General features: G+C 71.9%; 19 protein-coding genes and 1 pseudogene. 8 read left to right on the forward strand and 12 right to left on the reverse strand.

Annotated elements, in window-relative coordinates; all coding sequences use genetic code 11:
* Positions 1-32 precede the first annotated feature (32 nt).
* The gene (locus ESG85_RS08920; RefSeq protein ID WP_128977508.1) at positions 33-398 is read left to right on the forward strand and encodes a YraN family protein; all 366 of its coding nucleotides are present in this window, start codon (positions 33-35) and stop codon (positions 396-398) included.
* Positions 398-1,498 (forward strand): annotated as a pseudogene (locus ESG85_RS08925) (YifB family Mg chelatase-like AAA ATPase); the annotation flags it as partial. The gene ESG85_RS08920 and the pseudogene ESG85_RS08925, both read left to right, overlap by 1 nt.
* 282 nt (positions 1,499-1,780) lie before the next feature.
* On the opposite strand, the gene ESG85_RS08930 reads toward ESG85_RS08925, so the two are convergent.
* The 12 genes from ESG85_RS08930 to ESG85_RS08975 form a co-directional block, all read right to left on the reverse strand.
* Positions 1,781-2,188 carry a hypothetical protein gene (locus tag ESG85_RS08930; RefSeq protein ID WP_128977509.1) on the reverse strand — a complete coding sequence of 136 codons (408 nt, stop codon included), beginning with the start codon at positions 2,186-2,188 and terminating at the stop codon, positions 1,781-1,783.
* Complete coding sequence (locus ESG85_RS08935) at positions 2,166-4,325, reverse strand: hypothetical protein (protein ID WP_128977510.1); 2,160 nt, start codon at positions 4,323-4,325, stop codon at positions 2,166-2,168. Before ESG85_RS08935 ends, ESG85_RS08930 begins: the two co-directional genes overlap by 23 nt.
* Positions 4,322-7,126, reverse strand: a complete 2,805-nt coding sequence (locus tag ESG85_RS08940; RefSeq protein WP_128977511.1) for a hypothetical protein — start codon at positions 7,124-7,126, stop codon at positions 4,322-4,324. The genes ESG85_RS08935 and ESG85_RS08940 overlap by 4 nt, the downstream gene beginning before the upstream one ends.
* Positions 7,123-8,595: a site-specific integrase gene (locus ESG85_RS08945; RefSeq protein WP_128977512.1), complete on the reverse strand. Its 1,473-nt coding sequence runs from the start codon at positions 8,593-8,595 to the stop codon at positions 7,123-7,125. Before ESG85_RS08945 ends, ESG85_RS08940 begins: the two co-directional genes overlap by 4 nt.
* Before the next feature lie 81 nt (positions 8,596-8,676).
* On the reverse strand, positions 8,677-9,816 hold the full coding sequence (locus tag ESG85_RS08950) for a hypothetical protein (RefSeq protein ID WP_128977513.1): 1,140 nt from the start codon (positions 9,814-9,816) through the stop codon (positions 8,677-8,679).
* A gap of 144 nt (positions 9,817-9,960) precedes the next feature.
* Complete coding sequence (locus ESG85_RS08955) at positions 9,961-10,437, reverse strand: hypothetical protein (RefSeq protein WP_128977514.1); 477 nt, start codon at positions 10,435-10,437, stop codon at positions 9,961-9,963.
* A complete protein-coding gene (locus ESG85_RS08960) occupies positions 10,434-10,913 on the reverse strand; it encodes a hypothetical protein (protein WP_128977515.1) in 480 nt (159 codons plus the stop codon). Before ESG85_RS08960 ends, ESG85_RS08955 begins: the two co-directional genes overlap by 4 nt.
* A gap of 13 nt (positions 10,914-10,926) precedes the next feature.
* The gene (locus tag ESG85_RS34905) at positions 10,927-11,103 is read right to left on the reverse strand and encodes a hypothetical protein (protein ID WP_164986197.1); all 177 of its coding nucleotides are present in this window, start codon (positions 11,101-11,103) and stop codon (positions 10,927-10,929) included.
* A gap of 246 nt (positions 11,104-11,349) precedes the next feature.
* Positions 11,350-12,699, reverse strand: coding sequence for a replicative DNA helicase (gene dnaB, locus ESG85_RS08965; protein WP_246094891.1), 1,350 nt, complete (start codon positions 12,697-12,699; stop codon positions 11,350-11,352).
* A 79-nt stretch (positions 12,700-12,778) separates the two neighbouring features.
* The gene (locus tag ESG85_RS35795) at positions 12,779-13,732 is read right to left on the reverse strand and encodes a helix-turn-helix domain-containing protein (protein ID WP_246094892.1); all 954 of its coding nucleotides are present in this window, start codon (positions 13,730-13,732) and stop codon (positions 12,779-12,781) included.
* A 333-nt stretch (positions 13,733-14,065) separates the two neighbouring features.
* On the reverse strand, positions 14,066-14,626 hold the full coding sequence (locus ESG85_RS08970) for a UTRA domain-containing protein (RefSeq protein WP_181018993.1): 561 nt from the start codon (positions 14,624-14,626) through the stop codon (positions 14,066-14,068).
* A gap of 159 nt (positions 14,627-14,785) precedes the next feature.
* Complete coding sequence (locus ESG85_RS08975; protein ID WP_219825168.1) at positions 14,786-15,589, reverse strand: GntR family transcriptional regulator; 804 nt, start codon at positions 15,587-15,589, stop codon at positions 14,786-14,788.
* A gap of 259 nt (positions 15,590-15,848) precedes the next feature.
* Here ESG85_RS08975 and ESG85_RS08980 point away from each other — a divergent pair, with 259 nt between their 5' ends.
* The 6 genes from ESG85_RS08980 to ESG85_RS08995 are packed head-to-tail and all read left to right on the forward strand — an operon-like array spanning position 15,849 to position 19,398.
* Complete coding sequence (locus tag ESG85_RS08980; RefSeq protein WP_128977519.1) at positions 15,849-16,403, forward strand: hypothetical protein; 555 nt, start codon at positions 15,849-15,851, stop codon at positions 16,401-16,403.
* On the forward strand, positions 16,400-16,567 hold the full coding sequence (locus ESG85_RS34910; protein WP_164986198.1) for a hypothetical protein: 168 nt from the start codon (positions 16,400-16,402) through the stop codon (positions 16,565-16,567). The genes ESG85_RS08980 and ESG85_RS34910 overlap by 4 nt, the downstream gene beginning before the upstream one ends.
* Entirely contained in the window at positions 16,564-18,207 is a 1,644-nt protein-coding gene (locus ESG85_RS08985) for a hypothetical protein (RefSeq protein ID WP_128977520.1), read from the forward strand. Before ESG85_RS34910 ends, ESG85_RS08985 begins: the two co-directional genes overlap by 4 nt.
* Before the next feature lie 37 nt (positions 18,208-18,244).
* On the forward strand, positions 18,245-18,409 hold the full coding sequence (locus ESG85_RS34915; RefSeq protein ID WP_164986199.1) for a hypothetical protein: 165 nt from the start codon (positions 18,245-18,247) through the stop codon (positions 18,407-18,409).
* A 21-nt stretch (positions 18,410-18,430) separates the two neighbouring features.
* Positions 18,431-18,889: a hypothetical protein gene (locus ESG85_RS08990; RefSeq protein ID WP_128977521.1), complete on the forward strand. Its 459-nt coding sequence runs from the start codon at positions 18,431-18,433 to the stop codon at positions 18,887-18,889.
* A 5-nt stretch (positions 18,890-18,894) separates the two neighbouring features.
* Positions 18,895-19,398: a hypothetical protein gene (locus ESG85_RS08995; RefSeq protein ID WP_128977522.1), complete on the forward strand. Its 504-nt coding sequence runs from the start codon at positions 18,895-18,897 to the stop codon at positions 19,396-19,398.
* Positions 19,399-19,410: the final 12 nt, after the last annotated feature.

Genomic DNA, 19,410 nt, shown 5'->3' on the forward strand with positions numbered 1-19,410 from the left:
TGCGTCACAGTCGGTGCCGGAGGTGGTACCGAATGAACGCAACCGGAGCACTCGGGCGGTACGGCGAAGACGTCGCCGCCCGCACACTCGCCGCGACCGGCCTGCACATCCTCGCCAGGAACTGGCGCTGCGGGCGGTCCGGCGAGATCGACATCGTCGCCCGCGACGGCGACACCCTCGTCTTCTGCGAGGTCAAGACCCGTCGCGACGGCAACTTCCAGCACCCCATGGAAGCCGTCACCCCACGCAAGGCCAAGCGGCTGCGACACCTCGCCGCCCGCTGGCTCGACACCCACGGCGGACCGCCCGCCGGCGGCGGCGTCCGCATCGACCTCATCGGCGTCGTCCTGCCCCGCCGCGGCGCCCCCGTCATCACCCACGCGCAGGGGGTGGCCTGATGGGATTCGCCCGCACCTGCTCCGTCGCCCTCGTCGGCGTCGAAGGCGTCGTCGTCGAAGTCCAGGCCGACCTCGAAGCCGGAGTCGCCGCCTTCACCCTCGTCGGCCTCCCCGACAAAAGCCTCTCGGAAAGCCGCGACCGCGTCCGCGCCGCCATCGTCAACGCCGGCGCCGAATGGCCCCAGAAGAAACTCACCGTCGGCCTCAGCCCCGCCTCCGTCCCCAAAGGGGGCTCCGGTTTCGACCTGGCCGTTGCGGCGGCCGTCCTCGGCGCCGCCGAACGCATCGACCCCCGCACCATCGCCGACCTCGTCCTCATCGGCGAACTCGGGCTCGACGGCCGCGTCCGGCCCGTCCGCGGCGTCCTGCCCGCCGTCCTCGCCGCCGCCGAAGCCGGATACACCCAGGTCGTCGTCCCCGAACAGACCGCAGGCGAAGCCGCCCTCGTCCCCGGGATCTCCGTCCTCGGCGTCCGCACCCTGCGCCAGCTCATCGCCGTCCTCGCCGACGAACCCGTCCCCGAGGAAGAACCCCACCAGGACGGCAGGCCCGACCCCATGCTCGCGGGACTCCTCGTCCCCGGCGCGGGAGTCGGCACCGGACTCTCCGCCGACCCCACCGACGGACCCGACCTCGCCGACGTCGCGGGCCAGCCCACCGCCCGCCGCGCCCTGGAAGTCGCCGCCGCAGGAGGCCACCACATCCTCCTCACCGGACCACCCGGCGCCGGGAAGACCATGCTCGCCGAACGACTCCCCGGCATCCTCCCGCCCCTCACCCGCCAGGAATCCCTCGAAGTCACCGCCGTCCACTCCGTCGCCGGCATCCTCCCGCCCGGCGAACCCCTCGTCCGCCGCCCGCCCTACTGCGCCCCCCACCACTCCGCGACCATGCAGTCCCTCATCGGCGGCGGCAACGGACTGCCCCGCCCCGGCGCCGTCTCCCTCGCCCACAAAGGCGTCCTCTTTCTGGACGAAGCGCCCGAATTCTCCGCGAAATCCCTCGACGCACTGCGCCAACCCCTCGAATCCGGCCACGTCGTCGTCGCCCGCGCCGCCGGAGTCGTCCGCCTCCCCGCCCGCTTCCTCCTCGCCCTCGCTTATGCGGGTGCGGACATGTCCACAGGCGCGTGACGAGGTTGTCCGAAGTGCTGCGCGGAGCATGGCGAGTGGTGGATCCGCGGCTGGAGCGCTCGCCCACAGTGATGGCTCTGAGTGACGATTGGGCTGGCGCGTCAACGTGGTAGGCGTGGATGGCAGTGCCTTCTGAGTGACGGGCGCGCTGCCGAAACCAAAAGCGGGGGTGATGTGAGCACCCCCGCTTTGGTCTGTCCGGCCCACAGGACTGTCGACTGGCGACGGCCTGGGGCGTCCCGTGTTGGTTCAGTGTTTCTGGTTGCGTCGGGCAGCGAGGTCGGTGACTCCGGCGTTCTGGCGGACGTGGCTGGTGGCTTCCTCGTACGTCAGGGTGAGCTGGCGCAGGGCCTCTGCGTACACGGCGACGGTGCGGCGGAGCTGAGTGTTCTCGCGGCGGAGGTCGGTGATGATGTCGGCCGGGTCGGTTTGGGGCTTGGTGGGGGCCTCGGCGGCGGCCGCCTCGCGCTGGGCGTCTGCCTCCCGTCTGAACCAGTCGATGAGGTGGGGGAAGTTTCGGTAGAAGGTGGCGTGCCGGACGTCGAGGCGCTTCTCGACCGCGGTGATGGTGGGGCGGCGGCCGGATTCCCGGGCCTCGCGCAGGATGAGGTTCATGGCGAGCTGTACTTCGTCGTCAGTGAGCGTCGGGCGCGTCACAGTGGGGCTCCTGGTTCTGAGTGGTGTGGATGTCGTTGGCTTGGAGGAAGCGGGCGATGTCGGCCCGCCGCTCCTCCATCCGGTGCCGCACGTATGGGGCGAGGGTGGTGCCGGCCAGGGCCCGTTCCAGGCGGTGCAGCCAGAGGAGGAAGGCGTCCTTGTTCTCGTCCGTGAGGGCGACGTTGCGGCACTTGGTGGGCTGGCAGTCGGGCAAGGAGGGCCCTGCTTCGGCCTCGCGGCGGCACAGGGCGCGGTCGGGGTTGTAGACGCAGGTGACGAACTCGCCGGGGTAGATGTGCGGGTCGTTGCGCTTCATGAAGCGCTGCAGGCGCTTGCGGTCGGTGATGACCTTGCCGAGGAATTCGACCTCGCTCTCCATTGCGGCGAGCCGGGCCTCGGCTTCTTCGGCGGCCGGGCCGGTGAGCCGCTGGGGTGCGGGGTTGAGGATGATGTCGCCGAGCTTTTCGCCGCGGGCGATGGCCTGTTCCGCTTCGACCTCGGGGCGGAAGCCGGAGGTGGATGTGCCGGCGTAGCCCTCGAACATCTGGATGGAGTGGTGGCGGTACTGGATGGCTCCGGCGATCGAGCCGCCGGGTTGCCGGGCGATGGACCAGGCGAGGGTGCGGCGGAACTGGCGGGTGTCGAGCTTCCATACCCGGCCGTTGACCTTGGGAATTGTGTCGTTGCGCCCGGTGGCGGAGCAGTAGTCGTTCACCCATTCGGCGAAGAAGGCCAGATTTTCCACGGTGGAGGAGCTGACCGGGACGGTGTTGATCCTCGCGCGAACGAAATGCCGCGAGGTGGGCGGATGGGCGAAGAGGTACGGCTGATCGTCGGGCTGCAGGGCTTCCAGGACGCGGATGGCGTTGGCGGCGGCCGCGTTGACGATCCAGGTGGCTTCCACCCCTTCGGGGGTGTCCTCGCCCTTGAACGCCTGGCTGGTGATCTTGTGGCGTACGGGGCGGCCCTCCTCGTCCTGCCAGACGCTGAGGCATCCACGCTGGATGTGCTTGACTTCGCTCTCGCGCATGCCGGACAGGTAGGCGATCACGATGTAGCAGGCGCTGTGCAGGGCCCGGACGTAGGTTTCGATGTGGTCCCAGCGCAGGCGGTCCAGCCAGGGCCGGCCGTCGAGCGTGCCGCGGACTTGCGTGTGCAGGTAGGTGGTGTCGTCCAGGCCGAGCTCTTCGATCGCGGTGGCGATGAGTTTTTGGTAGCTGGCCCGGTCCCTCATGCTGCTGGGGTGCATTCGGGCTTCGCGGGCGAGGTGGGACAGGTTCACTGGCTGCTCGGGGACGGAGTATCCCGGGCGGTTGGCGAAGGAGCGGAGAACGCCGTCGGGCAGGCGGGGCAGAGGGCGGCCTTCGGTCCGGTAGCGGTCCAGGACGCGGGTGAACCGTTCGAAGGGCATGGTGCCGTCGATCAGGCCGTCACGCGTGCGGGTCTGTGTCCGCAGGTCCTGCCATTCCTGCTGGGCTCGGAGGATGTCGTCGGCGAAGTCTTCGACGAAGCGCAGTGCCCAGGTCAGCAGGGGGGCCAGGACCTCCTCGGGGATGCGCAGTGTGGCGTTTTCCGTCGCCGGGGCGCTGGTAGTGCGTGATCCCGCGGCCGGTGAGGCGTCGAAGGCGATCTGCGGGTCCATCGACAGCGCGTCGCCGGTCAGCTTCGTGCGGTAGATCCACAGCATCCGGACCGCGCCGCGCTTGGCCGATGCGGTGGTGCCCTCGTAGCGCTGGGCGGTGACGTGGCGGTCGTAGGCTTCGAAGTCGTCCAGGCCGAGCTCGCGCAGGGACCTCGCGCCGTGCTCGCCAGCCCAGACCAGGAAAGCCTTCACGTTTCCGAACCGGCCGTGCACGGTGATGATCTTCTGCTGGGGCTGGCCGTAGGGGTGGTCGTGGCGCAGCAGGGCGAAGAACAGCTCCTTGGCCGGTTGCCGGAACTGGGCGGGCACGGCGGTGAAGTTCAGCCGCAGCGTGCGGTAGTGGCGCATGTGGAGGGCCGGGACCAGGTCCCAGATGTCGTCCCGGAAGCGGGAGGTGGAGGCCAGGTCGGCCGAGTCGACCAGGGGGCGGTTGGCCAGGACGAGCTCGTCGTCCAGGGGGTGGCCAGCGAGGGCGTGGGCGGTGGAGGTGGTCATCCGAGTTCCTTGGGGCCGTCGATGAGGTCCAGGCCGAGGGCGGCGGGCTTGGCCTGGGCGGCCTCGGCCCGTTCGGCGTCGGTGAATTGGGGGAGGATCAGTCGGGTCAGGGCGAGCCACGTGCGACCGTGCTCCCGCACCCAGGCGTCCAGGGCCATGGCCTGCCGGGCGCGGTCGAGTTCGTCGACGAGCGCGAGCAGGGCGGGCAGGTGCTGGTGCGTGATCAGCGCGTTGGGGCAGCGCAGGCAGGTCAGGAACGACACGTCGCACCGCCCGGCGCTGAACGGGCTGTGGTCGATGTCCAGGCAGGAGCTGGCGACGGTGTCGAGCTGCCCGTCCAGGGCCTGGTGCAAGGTCTCGGGGCTGGTGCCCAGCTCGGCCGCGGACCGGTGCGGGGCTTCGGTCAGCCGGTGGGCCTCGGCGGTGGGCACGACCTTGGGCCGAAGGCCGCGGGCATGGCTTTCAGCGTCGTTGATGGCGGTGGTCAGGATCTCGTCGGCCCACTCGCGCACGACGGGGTCGCCCTGCAGGTAGTGGGCGAAGGAGACGTCGAGGGTGTTCGTCCGCGAGGCCGAGGGCAGGTGGCCGCCCATCGCCTTGGTGGTCCGCACCTCGACCGTGGTCTTGATGCGGTTGAGCGAGACCTCCAGCCGGTTGCCGTTGTCGTCGGTCAGGTCATGACGCTCGGCGAACCGGGAAAGGTACAGCACCCGGGCGAGCCGGGCGGCGAAGGGATCGACGTGGCCGGCGGAGGCGGACTTGGCCTCCCAGTCGGCGCCCTTGCGGCCGCTGGTGCCTGCCCAGATGCTCCACGCTCGCCAAGTTCCGGAGAAGCGGCGGCTGCGTTCGGTGAGCTGGTGCAGCAGCAGGTAGAACCCGCCCGGGGTGTGCAGCTGGCGGCTGTCGCTGCCGCCGGTCTCCCAGTGCACGGTCTCGCGGCTGTGGCTCTTGCCACGGCGCCGCTTGGTGAGGTTGACGGCGACCGCGCGGTCGTCCAGGACGCGGTGCTCGGCGGGCAGGTCCTTGAGGGTCTCGGCGTTGCGGCCGGTCACGCCGGCCGCCAGGACCATCAGCGGGGCGAGGTCGGTATCGCCCAGGAACAGCTGCCGGGCCAAGTGGGCCCGGCCTTCCAGGACGGGGCGGCGCAGGTGGGTGCGGGCCACAGGGACGAAGCCGGTGCGGTCCATCCGGTCGAGGTGGGCACCCATCGTCCGCTCGTCCTGGGTGAGGGAGCCGGGATCGGTGCGGAAGGTCTGAAGGAGGCGTTCGCCCTTGCGGATGCGGTCGCGGATGGCGACGACGTCGCTGCGGGCGGCGGCCATCAGGTCGCGGAACTCGCGGTCGGAGTAGCCGGGCACACCCTGGTGGGCGTGTCCGCGTCGCAGCCCGGGCTGCTGCAGGAACTCGCGCAGGTCCTCGGAGAAGACATCGAAGGGCACGACCAGGCGCAAGGTGGCGCGGACTTCCATCAGGTCGTGCAGCGCGGTCCGCTCCTGGTTGCCTTCCAGCCGGTGCATCCGGAACCGCTCCAGGTGGCGGACGGTGAGTTCGCCGAGGGTCTTGGGCGGGTGGGCGAGCGACTCCATGAAGGTGAGGAAGCGGCGCAGGCAGCCGAAGGCGGTGTTCGCGCTGGCCAGAGTGCGCAGGGCGCCGGTGGGGCCGGTGCGTTGGGCCCAGGCCGATGCGAGCTCGGCGTGGAAAGCGGGGAAGGGCAGTTCGGCGAAGTCGTACGCGCTCTGGCGGCCGTCCTCGCCGGTGAAGTGCACCTTCAGCGTCGCGGCTGCCTCGGCGCGGGTGGTGATGGGCTCGTAGGGGCCCTCGGGCATGAGGGTGGCGCGGCCCTTCCTGGGCCGGGGCACCGTCTTGGGCGGCTTGGGCGAGGCGGGGACGGGGGCGCCGACGGCGTGCTCCAGGTCGTGACGTAGCTTCGCGGTCAGCTGCTCGTACGGCCGAACGTTGCCCAGGACGCCGCGGACCTGGTTGATGGTGATGTCGGCGCTGGACGGAGTCGCGGTCTGGGTGAGGTGCACGCGGAAGGAGCCGAAGTGCTCCGGGCTCAGCTCGGACACCGACGAGGGCGGGTTCTCGGTCGAGGCGAGGTGGAGGAGAAAGCGCCGCACCGCGAACCAGTTGTTCTCCGCCGTGGAAAGGGACACCGCCTGACCGTCGACGTACAGGACGGAGCGGAAGGCGGCGGCGAGCGGCGGGTGCAGCACGGGCAGCGGCAGGGCGGTGAAGTCGAACAGCCGCTTGCGGCCGTCGGCGGTGGTGAACGCCAGCCGCCGCAGATCCCGGGGGTCGTCTTCGAGCGGGGGCCGCTCGGCGGGGACGACGTCCGGGACGCCCTCCCATGTCGCGGCGGCCCGCGAGTAGGACAGGTACACCCGCAGGTCGTGGCGGAGCCGTTCGACCGGGCTGACGTGCCGCAGCAGCCGGCACGCGGAGGACCACCAGCCGTGGCGGCTCCTGGGGGTCGTGGTGGCGCTGCGGTAGTCCAGGTACTGCCGCATGTGTTCGGGCGTCAGGTCGCCGACGGAGGCGGGGGCCGCCTCCAGCTGGCTGAGGAAGCCCAGGAACCGGCGGGCGCCGGAGTACAGGTTGCCGGCGGTCTTGACCGTACGCATCACGCCGCTGTCGCAGTGGTCCTTGAACGCGGCCGCGATGTCCGCGTGGAAGGTGGGTGCGGGCAGGTGGGCGAAGGGGTAGATCGCCTCGCTGCCGTCGGCGGCGACGAAGCGCACATCCAGGGGGGCCAGTCCGGCCGGGACGGCGGTCACGGTGTCCATGGCGGTCTCGGTCATGCGGGTGTCGTCTCCAGGGCGGGTTCGGGCTCGGCCGGGGCGGCGGTGGGCTCCCAGTCGGCGGGGATGAGCGCCAGGCGGGTCTCCATCTCCAGTTCCTGCAGGGCGTGCAGGTACCGGAGGGTGGTGACGACGCTTCGGTGGCCGAGGCGGAGGCGGACCCAGTTGAGCGGGTCACCGAAGATCATCTGGTGGGTCTGGCGCTGGCCGGGGTTCATGGCGGCCATGTCCTGGATGTGGCCGCGCCAGAGCTGTTCGAGGGTGATGACAGCGAAGCTGTGCCGCAGGGCGTGGGGGTGGGCCCGCAGGTTCAGCCGGTGCCGGATGCACCGCCGGTTCGCGGCCTTGAAGACCTCCTGCCAGCACGAGCGGGCACTGGGCAGGCCCTGTTCGTTGAGCCACAGGGCGGCGGGCTCTAGGCCGTCGGGGGTGTCGATCAGTAGGCGCCGGCGTTCGGCGTGGCCGAGCTTGTCGACGGTGATCCGCTGGCCGTCGATCTCGACGAACGGGTTCGCCGGGTCGGAGATGATCAGCGGGTTGCGGATGCGGTCGTACACGCCGGAGTCGCGGGCGTCCTCGACGGCTTCGGCCCGATCTTCCTCGACGTAGTCCCACGTCGCCTTCAGCGACGAGGAGGGGAGGTAGACCCAGCGGGCGGAGCCGTACTTCGCGATCGGCCACGGAAGCCAGGTGCGGACGTTGGCCTTGCCCGCCACCGGGTGCGGCAGCTCGAAGAGGGACAGCGAGGTCTGCTCGCACAGCCGCAGCCCGGTGCGGATCATCATGTCGGAGTAGGTCGCGTTGCGGGAGCCGAAGCGTCCCCGGAAGGAACGGTCCGCCAACCCCTTCGGGGTGTAGCCGCGCAGGCCCACGTCCCGCCAGGCCCGGTACATCTGCGGCGTCAGCCACACGACCTCGTTGCGCGGACCGGTGTGCGAGGTTTCCGCCGGGGTCATGGCCGTGCTGTGGCGGCCGCCGCGCGAGGGGTGGACACGGGCCTCGCGCTGCACAATCGGGTTCTCGGCGGCGTAGGTCCGCTTCGGGTGGGTGGCCCACTTGTAGAAGGTGTTGACGGTGGCGACCTCGCGGTCCCAGGTCACCGGGTCCACGTGCGGGCCGCGCGGATCGGACGTACGCCACCGCTTGTACGCGGCGCGGTCGTCGGTGTCGGCGTGCCGCCAGTCCTTGCGGCCACGGCTGATCCACAGGAAGGTCAGCCACATCTTCAGGTCGTAGGCGTGGGCCCGCTGGGTGTCCTCGGGCGAGGCGGCGAGCTCGCTGGTGAAGTAGGAGTTCAGCTCGACGTCGTACCGGCCCTCGGGGCTGATCAGGTACGGCGTGCCGTCGTCGATGCCGTTCTCGTCCAGCCACTCGTCCAGGTCCCACAGCAGGTCCATCAGTGGGTCCGGGGTCTGGGGCCGGGGCAGGTCGTGACGGGTGATGAACACCCGCCAGTGCAGTTCGGTCATGGTTCCTGTCATGGGTCGTGCCAAGGCAAGAGGGAGCACTGGGCCGGGCGGCGGGCGGCCGCCCGGCGGGCTTCGGGCCGGTCAGCCCAGGACGCGGCCGCGGGCCGTCCTCGTGATGCGGGGCATGGAGACCGTGAGCGGGCGTTCGTCGTCCCCGGCGAGCTGGTGGCGGCGGGCCCACACCGTCAGCAGGGCCGAGGGGGCGTGGAAGGACGGGGTGGTGTGACCGGCGGGGGTCCACACGCTCCACACCGACGGCGTGCGGGCGAAGCGTCGGCTGCGGGCGGTGAGCTGGTGCAGCAGCAGGTAGAAGGCGCCGGGGCTGTGCAGCGGAGCCTGATCACCGCTGGTCAGCGACCAGTGAACCGGCACGGGGCCGCGGGCGTGCCCATCGTTGACCGCGACGACGACGCGGGCGCCGTCGACGGTGTGATCGGCGGGCAGCGTGTGAACGACCCGGGCCCGCAGGCCGGTCAGGCTGGCGGCCAGGACCAACAGCGGCGCGAGATCCGCCCCGGTCAGGCACAGGCGTCCAGCCGCCAGGGCGGCGTCCTTCGGGTGCTGGCCGAAGGGCAGGGCGCCGGTGCGGTCGAGCGTGTCCAGCGCTTGCGCGATGGCCTGGTCGCTGCCCCTCAGGGTCTCGGGTGCCGTGCGGAAGGCAGCCAGGAGCCTTTCGCCCGCCGCGATCCGTTCCGTGATCTGGACGACGTCCCTGCGTGCCGCCGTGAGCACGGCGGTGAACTCGTCGCCGGAGTACACCGGCGTGCGGTGGGATGCCGGAGCGGGCCGGATGAGGTGGCCGGGGCTCTTCACCATCTGCCACAGGTCCTCGTCCAGCGAGCCGTACGGGGCGTCCTGCAGCAGTCGGCACAGCTGGGCGATCTCGCGGTTCATGGCAGAGGCCGAGTAGCCGGGGTCGCTGGCGGTGTACTGGCGAACGTGCCTGCCCCGCAGGTCGCCGAGCGACGCCAGGGGCTCGTCCAGCACGCCGAGGAAGGCCAGGAACCGGCGGATGGAAGCGAAGTACATGTCGGCGGTGGAGACCGTCCGCGCGGTGCCGCCGACGGGCTGGACGCGGGCGGTGAGGGCGGCGGCCAGGCCCGGGTGCAACTCGGGGCGGGGCAGGCCGGTGAAGTCGTAGACGCGCTCGGGGCCGTGGGCCGGGCGGAACCGTACGGTCACCGCCTGGCCGTCCTGGGGCCGGTCGGAGCTGGAAGACATGAAGGTGCCCTTTCGCAAGGGGGCGGCCACCAGGCCGCGCAAGGAAGGTGGGAAGGGCCGCCCCGGGGCCCGGCACGCGTGAGGAACGGCGGCCGGGCCCGCAGCGGGCGGCGAAGGAAGAGCGGGAAGTGGCGAGCTCGCCCGTCAGGCGTCGTGCCATCCGGTGATGGCGACCTCGGCGCCGCCGTGGAAGGCGGTCAGCCGGATCGTCCACCGCTGGCCCAGCTCGTCGACGGCCACCAGGTCCGCGGGGGTGTGCTCGCCGGCCGGGGACAGCACCATCGGCACCACGGCCTCGGCGGCCAGGTGGGGGCCGGCGGCGCGGAAGACGCGGGGCGTCATCAGCAGGCCGGCGCCGATGCCGACCGCGGGCGCCTCGGCGATGACCGTGCGGGAGACTCCGGCGACCGTGAGGGTCACCGTCCGCGTGGCGGGCGGGGTGTCGGCGGCGACGGCCGCCGCCTCGCACGGGCAGCCCTGGTGCCGGGGCACCGACCGGTGCCAATCCTTCTGCTCGCACACCCGCGCGGTGTGGCACGGGCAGGTGGGGCAGTCGGCCGGCCGGGGCCGCACCCACTCGTGTCCGTCCGGCGCTTCGGGAAGCCAGCCGTGATCGTTCACGCGCCGGTCTCCTGCGGCTCGGCGAAGGCCAGGTGGCAGGTGTAGCCGCCGAGCCGCTTGAGCGCGTTCTCCAGCTCGGCGGCGGCCTGCGTGGCGTCGGCGGCCGCGGCCAGGGTGTCCTTCATGTGCTCGTCCAGCGAGCCGCCCGGCGACATGGCGTCCAGGCGCACGTTCCCGCCCTCGGCGAGACGGGCGAGCGCGGTGCCGCCCTGGCTGATGGCCTGCGGCAGACGGCCGGCCAGGATCCGCAGGCCCTGGACGGTGTCGTCGACGTCACCGGGGTACGGGTAGGCGTTCACCCGGGTGGTGACGTGGTTGAGTTCACGGACGGTCACAGCTGCCTCGACGGCCAGCTGCGCGGGGGTCTTGCGGGTTCGGGGCATGATGGTGCCCTCCACTTCCGTGTAGGCGGGGTGGTGGCCCCGGTGACGGCCGGCGAGTTTGGCGACGAGACGGCCGTCCCGGGGTTCGTTCATGTCGAAGGACTGATCAGGTCGTCCGCTGCGGCACCTGGGCGGCCCGCTCGGCCTCGCCGATCAGGCGGAGACCGGCGGCGCCGAGGCTCTCACCGCTGCGGCCGGACTCCTCGCGGATCTCCCGCAGCGCGTGCACGTAGCGGATGCCGCGGATCTCCGCCAGGCGGACCGCGTCCTTGTTCCTGCTCATCCAAGCTCCTGTCGCTCGGTCCATGGCCCGACACCGCACCGGAACGGTTCGATCTGACGGACCCGTTCCGAGACTTCAGCGCCGGGATGTCCAACTCCCTGACCTGCGGCAAGGCGTGAACAAACACGCCTGCCGAAAAGTCCCTCAGGTGATTGGAGCGCTCACGTTACCTGGCTCCTCACGTGAACGACAAGTCCCCTCAGGTAATGACTGATTTACTCATGTGCGCTCGTCGGCTGTGGTGTGTCAGCCCATGGAGGCGAAGCGGGACAGGTGCAGTTGTGCGGCCACGGTCACGGTGGCGGTCGGGCCGCTGCGGTGCTTGGCGATGATCAGGTCGGCTTCTCCGGCGCGGGGCGACTCCTTGTCGTAGGCGTCCTCGCGGTGCAGCAGGATGACGACGTCGGCGTCCTGCTCGACCGCGCCGGACTCGCGCAGGTCGGAGAGCACGGGCTTCTTGTCGACGCGCTGTTCGGGTCCGCGGTTGAGCTGGGAGAGCGCGATGACGGGCACGGCGAGTTCCTTGGCCAGCAGCTTGAGGGACCGGGAGATGTCGGCGACCTCCTGCTGTCGGGATTCGGTCCGGCGGCCGCCGTGGGTCAGCAGTTGCAGGTAGTCCACGACGACGAGCGCCAGGCCGCGGGTCTGCTTCAGGCGCCGGGCCTTGGCGCGGATCTCCATGAGCGTCAGGTTCGCGGCGTCGTCGACGAACAGCGGGGCCGCGCTGAGGGCGCCGCGGTGCTTGGCCAGGCGGTCCCAGTCGTCCTCGGTGAGCGTGCCCGCCCGCATCCGGTGCAGACCGACGCGGGCCTCGGCGGACAGCAGCCGCATGTTGATCTCGTCGCGGCCCATCTCGAGAGAGAAGAACAGTGCGGGCTTGCCGGCCCTGACGGTGCAGGCCCGGGCGAAGTCCATGGCCAGGGTGGACTTCCCGAGCCCCGGGCGGCCGGCCACCACGACGAGCTGCCCGGGGTGCAGGCCCTGCAGCAGGGCGTCCAGGTCCGCGAACCCGGTGGACAGGCCGGTGATGGCGCCCTTGTTGCGGGTGATGCGGTCCAGCTCGTCGAACGTGGCTTCCAGGGTGTCGGCGGGCGCCTTGGGCTCGTCCTCACGGCGGACGTCGACGGCCTCGAACAGCGCGGCCTGGGCGGCGTCGGCGATCTCGGCCGCCTCGCCCTCGGCGCCGTAGGCCAGCTGCGTGATGCGGGTGCCGGCTTCGCAGATCCGCCGCAGCTGGGCCCGGTCGGCGACGATCTCGGCGTAGTAGGCGGCGTTCGCCGCGGTGGGCACGGCCTGGACGAGGACGTGGAGGTAGGACGCGCCGCCGATCCGGGTGATCTCGCCGCACCGGGTGAGCTCGGCGCCCACGGTGATCGGGTCTGCCGGCTCGCCGCGTCCGTACAGCGCGAGGATGGCGGTGAAGACGGTGGCGTGGGCGGGCCGGTAGAAATCGCGGGCGGTGATCAGGCCGACGACGTCGCCGATGGCGTCGGCGGACAGCAGCATGCCGCCCAGGACACACCGCTCGGCGTCCAGGTCCTGGGGCGGTACGCGGTCGAGGCCGCCGGGGAAGGCGTCGGGGACTGCAGAGGTCACGAGGAAGGCTCCGGGAAGGGCGAAGAGGGGCGGCTGCCGGGCGTGCGGCACTCGTGGCCGCGGGGTGCAGCCGGGAAGGTCAGGAGGCGGCGAGGGCCGCGGGGTGGCAGGCGGGACAGCGCACGACGCGGCCGTCGGGCATCTCGCGCGTCCGCTCGGCGAGGGAGAGCGGCTCGTGGCCGTCGTTGCACGTCCCGCACCAGGCGGGGGCCTTGGCCCGCTGGGCGGGCAGGGCCGGGGGCGTGTAGTGCTCCAGGTGCCGGGCCAGGTCCAGCCACCCGTCATGGGCGGCCATGTCGGCGGCAGCGGCGGTCAGCAGGCCGGTGTCCAGGCCCTGGGCGAGTAGGCGGGCGGCAGCCGCGGCGATCTTCGCCGGGGCCATCACCGGCACCGGTCGGCCCAGCTCCGTGCGGCGGGCCGCCCAGGCGGCGGCCACAGCGGCCGCGGGCTCATCCCCGGGCGAAGCCGCCTCTCTCTCCTCGGCGTCAGCGCGCTCGGCGGCCGGGAGAGAGTTGATCTTCTGGGAGATGGTCTTCTTACCCCGGTGATCTTCCTCGGGTGGACCGGCCACGTGTGGCAAATCGCATCCAGGCCGTGAGCTGGGGTTTTCCCCGCCGCTGCCCTGGGTGCGGTCTTCGCATCCAGGCTGTGACCTGGGCGGTTGTGTCCTCTGCCGGTCGGCGGCGGTGTCCGGGGTGAGGGTGATGACCAATCCGTCGGGCATGTCGGTGATCCAGTACCGCGTCTGGCCGAGCCGGCCGGCCTCGTTGCGGTCGCGCTCGCGCACGAGGTAGCCGAAGCGCTCCAGCTCCTTCAGCCCGGTGCGGACGGCGGAGACGCCGTCGGTGGAGGCGGCGGCGATGGACTCCATCGACAGGCCGTAGCCGTCCCTGTGGGTGGAGATCAGGCCGAAGATGCCCTTGGCCTTGAACGACAGGCGGGCGTCGCGGAAGAGCTGGTTGGCGATGCGGGTGAAGTGCGCCTCGAAGGCGTCCGCGGCCATCGGGCCGCGCGTGATGTAGCCGTAGCTCACGCCCCCTCCCCGCAGGCCGGGAGCGGGCAAGAGGTGCAGGGGGCGGCCGGGCGGTTGCTACCGTGGTGCCGGGAGTGTTGTGTACGGGCAGGCTGGCGCTTGTCGGGCATGGCGTCTCCCCGGCGCGGCAAGGACAGTGCGGCCCGCGGGAAGCGGAGTAGCAGCTCGTCTTCCCGTATCTGTGCGCGTTGTCGTTGAAGCGCCGTCGTTATGGAGAAGCGGGCCCGGATCTGTCCAAGGATGGGGCCCGCTTCTTCGTGTTCAGTTGGTGTCCCGCCGCTCGGCGAGTGCAGTAGCAGCTGCTTTCGCGAGCGTTGCGGCCTGGGCCGCTAGTTAGGCGACGGGAACCGAAAAACGCAGGGTCCAGTTCGGGCCGAGGATGTGACGGGTGACCTCGACCGCCCGGCCGGCGTCGGTGCGGCCGGTGTGGATGATCTGCAGCAGCTTGTCACCGGCCTGGACGCCGAGGGCGGCGGCCTGGTCGGCGTCGGCCTCAATCTGGGAGACGTCCTCGGTGACCTCGGCCTGGGCGAACCCGGCCTCGGCCATCCGCGAGATGATCCCGCCGACGCCGGTGTCCACCTGCTCGATGCCGGCGGCCTCGGCCACATCCACGGGGATGTAGGTGTCGGCCAGCTGCACGAGCTGGTCGTCCTGGAACATCTTGCGGGCGCGGACGGCCACCTCGGTGCCCGGCTCGACGCCGAGAACGGCAGCGATGTCGGCCGGGGCGGAGTCGCGCGAGACGTTCACCTCGGCACGCGGTGCGGCGCCGGCCCGCTTGGTCTCGGCGTCGTACGCGCCGTGGGCGCCGTCCTCCTCGCGGCGGGCCTTGCGGTAGCGGGACGTGGCGTCGCGCAGGATCGCGCCGCCACTGGTCGTGGTGCTGGGCATGTGCCAACCCTTCGTCTGCATCTCAAGCTCCCCGCGTGAGCGGGGCGCCGGGTTCGTGGTGTCTCAGGGGTTACTTGCCTTTCCCCCTGATGGCCCAGATCCCCGGTGGCATGCCCCGGGGCCTGGGATTCTGTGGGCCCCGAAGGGCCGGATACCGCGTCAGTTGTCGTCGATGTCCCAGCCGTAGCTGAGCTGCCACATGCTGGTGGGCAGCACGTGGACGGTGGCCTCGACGATCCGGCCCTGCTCGGTGCGGGCGAGGTGGGTGATCTCGAAGACCCGGTTGCGCTGGTCGAGCATCAGGAACTTGGCCTCGTCCGGGGTCGGCTCGCGGTCCTCGATCGTCTCCTCGATGCGGACCTGCACGTGCCCCATCTCGGCGAGGCGGCTGATCATGCCGCCGGGGCCGGTGTCGTAGTTCTCCAGCACCGTGCCGCCCGCGATGTCCAGCGGGATGTAGGTGGTGGCTATCTGCACCGGGGTGCCCAGGTCCTCCGGTGCCGCGTCGGCCGGCGCCGCGTACATCCGCCGGTCCCGCACGAGCACCGACTCCGCCTGCGGGTCGACGCCGAGGATCTCGGCGATCTCCGCCGGCGGGACGGCTCTGCGGACCGAGGGCATGTTGCGCGGGATCAGGCCCATGCGCCGCAGCTCGGCCTCGAACGCGCCGCGGGCCTGCCCGCCGTCGGCGGTGGCCTCCTCGCGCTTGGCCTTCTGGTAGCGGGAGGTGCCGTCCCGGCGAATCTTGTGCAGGATGCGCGACACGTACGCGCCCGAGCCCTGCTTGGTGGTCAGCAGGCCCTGCATGGCCACCACCCGCACGGCCCGCTCGCACGCACTGCGGTCGCTCCCCAGCTCCTCCGCAAGCGCGGGAGCTGCGGGAATGCGCTGGCCGGGCACCCAGGTGCCGTCGCGGATCCGGCCTCGGATCAGTTCTGCGACCCGCAGGTACTCCGGGCTCACGGGGGGATCGGACTTCTTCATGAGGGAGAGGTTATTTCTCCCCTGCCACTCATGCAATCCCCTCAGGTGATGTGTTGACCTCGTCAGGTGGTCGGGTCTTTACTGGGGGTGCCGGATCACCTGAGGGGATTCCTGTTCGGGTGTTGCGGCACCGCCATGCCTGAAAACGAGCGGCCCCGGGACGTGTGGGCGAACACACGAGCACCGGGGCCTGGCCCGCAACCCCTGTCCGCGATGCAGCAACCAGGAGGACGAGCTCGTGTCCCAGCGTAGTAGCCACACCGACGACACCTCCGGCTCCGCCCGGCCCGGTGCCGCGCCGTTACCGGTCAGCCTCGCCGAGTACACCCGCCTGGCCTGGAACGGCCTGACCTCGCCGACCGTCCCCGGCCGGCGGGCCGAGGCCGTCGCCGCGGCCCGCACCTTCCTCGCCGAGGCCATCGCCCTGCCGCTGGACAAGATGTCCGGCGACGAGACCGCGCTGGCGCTGATCCAGCTGCGGGCCGTCCTGGCCCGGCTGCTGGCGGCCACCGACCGGTCCCTGACCCCGCCCGACCCCCGGGCCGGCGGCGAGCGGGCCGAGGCCGAGGACCTGTGCGCCGGCCTGCTCGACCTGATCGCCGGAACCCCGGCGCTGGCCGCCGACATCACCATCCACCTCGACGTGGCCCTGCCCGCCGACCTCATCGGCACCCTCGCCCGCGCCATCGACGCCCCCGGTCTGCGTACCAGCGGCCCGGTGGTTGAAGCGGTCGGCAACTGCGGCAGCTCCACCATCCACCTGACCGCCCCCGTCCTGGGCCACGTCGCGTGAGCGCCACCGAGCCCGCCGACCAGCGTGAACAGGCCGTCAGCCCGGCCCGGCTGCGGGCCGAGACCACCCAGGCCCGCCTCCGCGCCGCCCTCGCACGACACGAAGCCGAGCAGGCCGCCACCCGCCTCGCCGCCACCTGGACCACCGGAGAACCCCCCTCGTGAACAGCCACACCCTCACCACCGCGGTGACCTGGATCGAGGCCCACCCCTGGGCCACGGCCACCGCCGCCGCCTTCACCCTGGCCGCCCTCGCGGCGGCCGGGTGGGGCCTGAAACGAACCGTGACCCGCTACGGCGGCGCCAACGTGCTCACCGGGCTCGGCGCCGTGCTCGCCAACTCCCTGTCCGCCGTCGGCATGTGGCGGACCTTGGAACACGGCATGAAGCTGCCCACGCTCGTGCTCGTCATCGTCTTCCCCATCTTCGAAGTCGCCGTCTTCGCCTCCGCCCTCCGCGCCGGGAACACCATCAAGGCCGCCGCCAAGGAGATGGAGGAGTCCGGCGAGAGCGGCCACGTCTCCGGCGGCGTCGACGGCATCGCCGTCTGGGTCCTGACCTGCACCTCCGCCGCCCTGTCGGCCATGGACGCGGGCAGCCCGCTGGACGCCTGCATCCGCATCGCCGCCGCCATGGTCGCCGCCTGGCTGTGGGAACGCTCGCTCGCCCCCGCCCGCCGGGCCGCCCGAGGCCAGGCCGGCCCCGGCATCCTGGCCACCTATTTCACCCGTGTCCGCACCCACCTGCTGTCCTGGGCCGGTCAGGAATCCGCCGACGAGATCGCCCGCCGCCGGGCCGCCGCCCGCGCCTCCCGCCTCTCCGACAAGCTGCGGGCGCTGGGCGACAAGCGCGACGGATGGCGCGGCCGCCGCATCAGCCGCCGCCTGCGCAAGGCCGTACGGATCTCGGGGGCCGCCCACAACCCGGCCGACCGCCGCTACCTCCTCGAAGACATCGCCGCCTCCCGCAACGCCGACGCGCTCGCCGACCTCACCCCCGCCTCCCCCTGGACCCTCGCCGCGGCCGCGACCCCGGCCGAGACCGCCCTGACCGAGCACGCCCGCCAGTCCATGCGGATCGCCGAGACACGCATCCGCGCCGAACTCCCCAAGGCGTACGCGAGCCCCGACCAGCCGCACCCGAAGCTGCTGTTCGCCGACGTCACCCCGATCATCGAAGCGTCCCGAGACACCCCCGAAGCCCCCGCCGCCCAGAGGCCGGAGACGGCGAAGACGGAGACCGGCGAGAGTGCCCGTCCGCACGCCGACGACCCCGGGCTGGAGACCCCTGCGGGCCCCGGCCCCGTGGGCGACGGAGACACCGGCGAAGAGACCCCCGCCGAACCCGTCTCCGCCTTCTCTCCCGCTGGCCGGACGCCCCCCGAGACACCCAGGGCGGAGACGGTCGAAGCGGCTGGCGCCGATGCCCCCGAGACACCGGAGCCGGAGACGGCTGAACCCCCCGGCGCCGACACCGCCGAGACACCTGGTCCCGCCGACCGCGACGAGCGGGCCGAGACGTCCGAGGACGGGCCGCTGCCCGAGCGCTACCTCGCCCGTCTCGACGAGGCCCACGCCTACATCGACGCCGCCGAAGGCAAGGGCGAGACACCGTCGGCCAACGGTCTGCGCGAGGCGCTGAGCATCTCCCGCAACTGGTGCGGCCCGCTGTTCAAGTACGCCATGGACCAGCGCGCCGCTCGCCGGACTCGCCGTCTGCACGTCGTCGACAGCGCCGAGACGGCCGAGGTCGAGACGTCCGAACCCGTCGCGGACGACGAACCCGCGCACGCCGCCGGCCGCTGACCACCGCCCGCCTCGAAAATCCGAAGGGAATCTCCCTGTGTACGCGATAGAACTGACGTTCGCAGTCGCGTTTCCTGTCGCCGCCGCATCGGCCGCCGTCGCTCTGGCGGCCCGCCCCGCCGACCGCCTGCCCCTGGCCCGCCCCCTTCTGGTGGCCGCCGCCTTCACCCTGGGCCTCGCGCTCGCCTTCACCCTCTCCTGAACCGTCAAGGACGACGCCCTCATGAGCACTCCGGACGACACCGCCGACCCGCCCCCGAAGCTGATACCGCCCCCGCCCGCCTACCCACCGTCCGGCACCCCCGCCCCGGCCCCCGCTCCGGCGGCGGGGGAGGTGGACTGGCACCGCGTCGCCGACCAGTTCGCCGACCGGATGGCCGAGGCACTGCACGCCAAGACCCCGATGCCCGAGGCCGAGCCCGGCCTGTCCTGGGCCTGGGTGCGGCCCGCCTACAACGGCTCCGCCCTGGCGGCCGGGGTGCTGATCTCCCCGTTCTTCCGCAAGGCCCTCGCCATCGCGGGCGACGAGTACGCCATCGCCGTGGTGCTGATGGCCGCGGCCTTGCTCATCGACCTCAGGCGCCGCTGGTGGCTCACCCGCGCGGTGCTGTTCGCCACCGTCGTCGCCACCTTCCTCTCGCCCGCCGCCCGCGTCCTGCTGACGATCCTGACTGGAGCGTGAAACCCGTGATCACCACCGCCAACGTCGCCACCCTTGGAGGCGTCGCCGTCGGCCTCGGCATCCTCACCTGGGTCCTGATCCCCTGGTACCGCAAGAGCCGGGACTGGAAGGAGCTCGTGCCTTTCGGCTCCGGGCTGGCGCTGGGCACGCTGTCCGTCCTGGCCGCCGGCGGCGTCCTCGGCAAGATCGCCGGATGGATCCTCGGCGCGACCAACAAGGCCGGCGACTATGCCCTGTCGGCCGGGACCGGTGCACAGTCCCCGCTGGTCACCCGCGCCGGCATCACCGCTCTCGACCCTGGCGGCAGCGTGATCCTGCTGCTGTTCACCGTCGGCCTGATCGCCGTGTGGCGCTCGGCGAAGAAGAAGATCCGCGGCTCGCTGGCCACCGGCGTGGTCTGCGGCTGCTCGATCGGGCTGTCCGCCGGAGTCGCCGGCATCGCCGGGGCCACCCTCGTCCCGCTGGCCAACTCCATCGGCGGCGTCCTCACAGGCTTCCTCGGCGCCTGAGGCCCGGCCGGT

Origin of the sequence: Streptomyces roseicoloratus (assembly GCF_004117935.1) — a bacterium.
In the GTDB taxonomy this organism is placed as follows: Bacteria; Actinomycetota; Actinomycetes; order Streptomycetales; family Streptomycetaceae; genus Streptomyces; species Streptomyces roseicoloratus.

Coding starts and splice junctions, on each gene's coding strand:
- ESG85_RS08920 (WP_128977508.1), top strand. CDS start 33: ATGAACGCAACCGGAGCACTCGGGCGGTACGGCGAAGACGTCGCCGCC.
- ESG85_RS08935 (WP_128977510.1), bottom strand. CDS start 4,325: ATGACCACCTCCACCGCCCACGCCCTCGCTGGCCACCCCCTGGACGAC.
- ESG85_RS08940 (WP_128977511.1), bottom strand. CDS start 7,126: ATGACCGAGACCGCCATGGACACCGTGACCGCCGTCCCGGCCGGACTG.
- ESG85_RS08945 (WP_128977512.1), bottom strand. CDS start 8,595: ATGACCGAACTGCACTGGCGGGTGTTCATCACCCGTCACGACCTGCCC.
- ESG85_RS08950 (WP_128977513.1), bottom strand. CDS start 9,816: ATGTCTTCCAGCTCCGACCGGCCCCAGGACGGCCAGGCGGTGACCGTA.
- ESG85_RS08960 (WP_128977515.1), bottom strand. CDS start 10,913: ATGAACGAACCCCGGGACGGCCGTCTCGTCGCCAAACTCGCCGGCCGT.
- ESG85_RS34905 (WP_164986197.1), bottom strand. CDS start 11,103: ATGAGCAGGAACAAGGACGCGGTCCGCCTGGCGGAGATCCGCGGCATC.
- ESG85_RS08970 (WP_181018993.1), bottom strand. CDS start 14,626: ATGCCCAGCACCACGACCAGTGGCGGCGCGATCCTGCGCGACGCCACG.
- ESG85_RS08990 (WP_128977521.1), top strand. CDS start 18,431: ATGAGCACTCCGGACGACACCGCCGACCCGCCCCCGAAGCTGATACCG.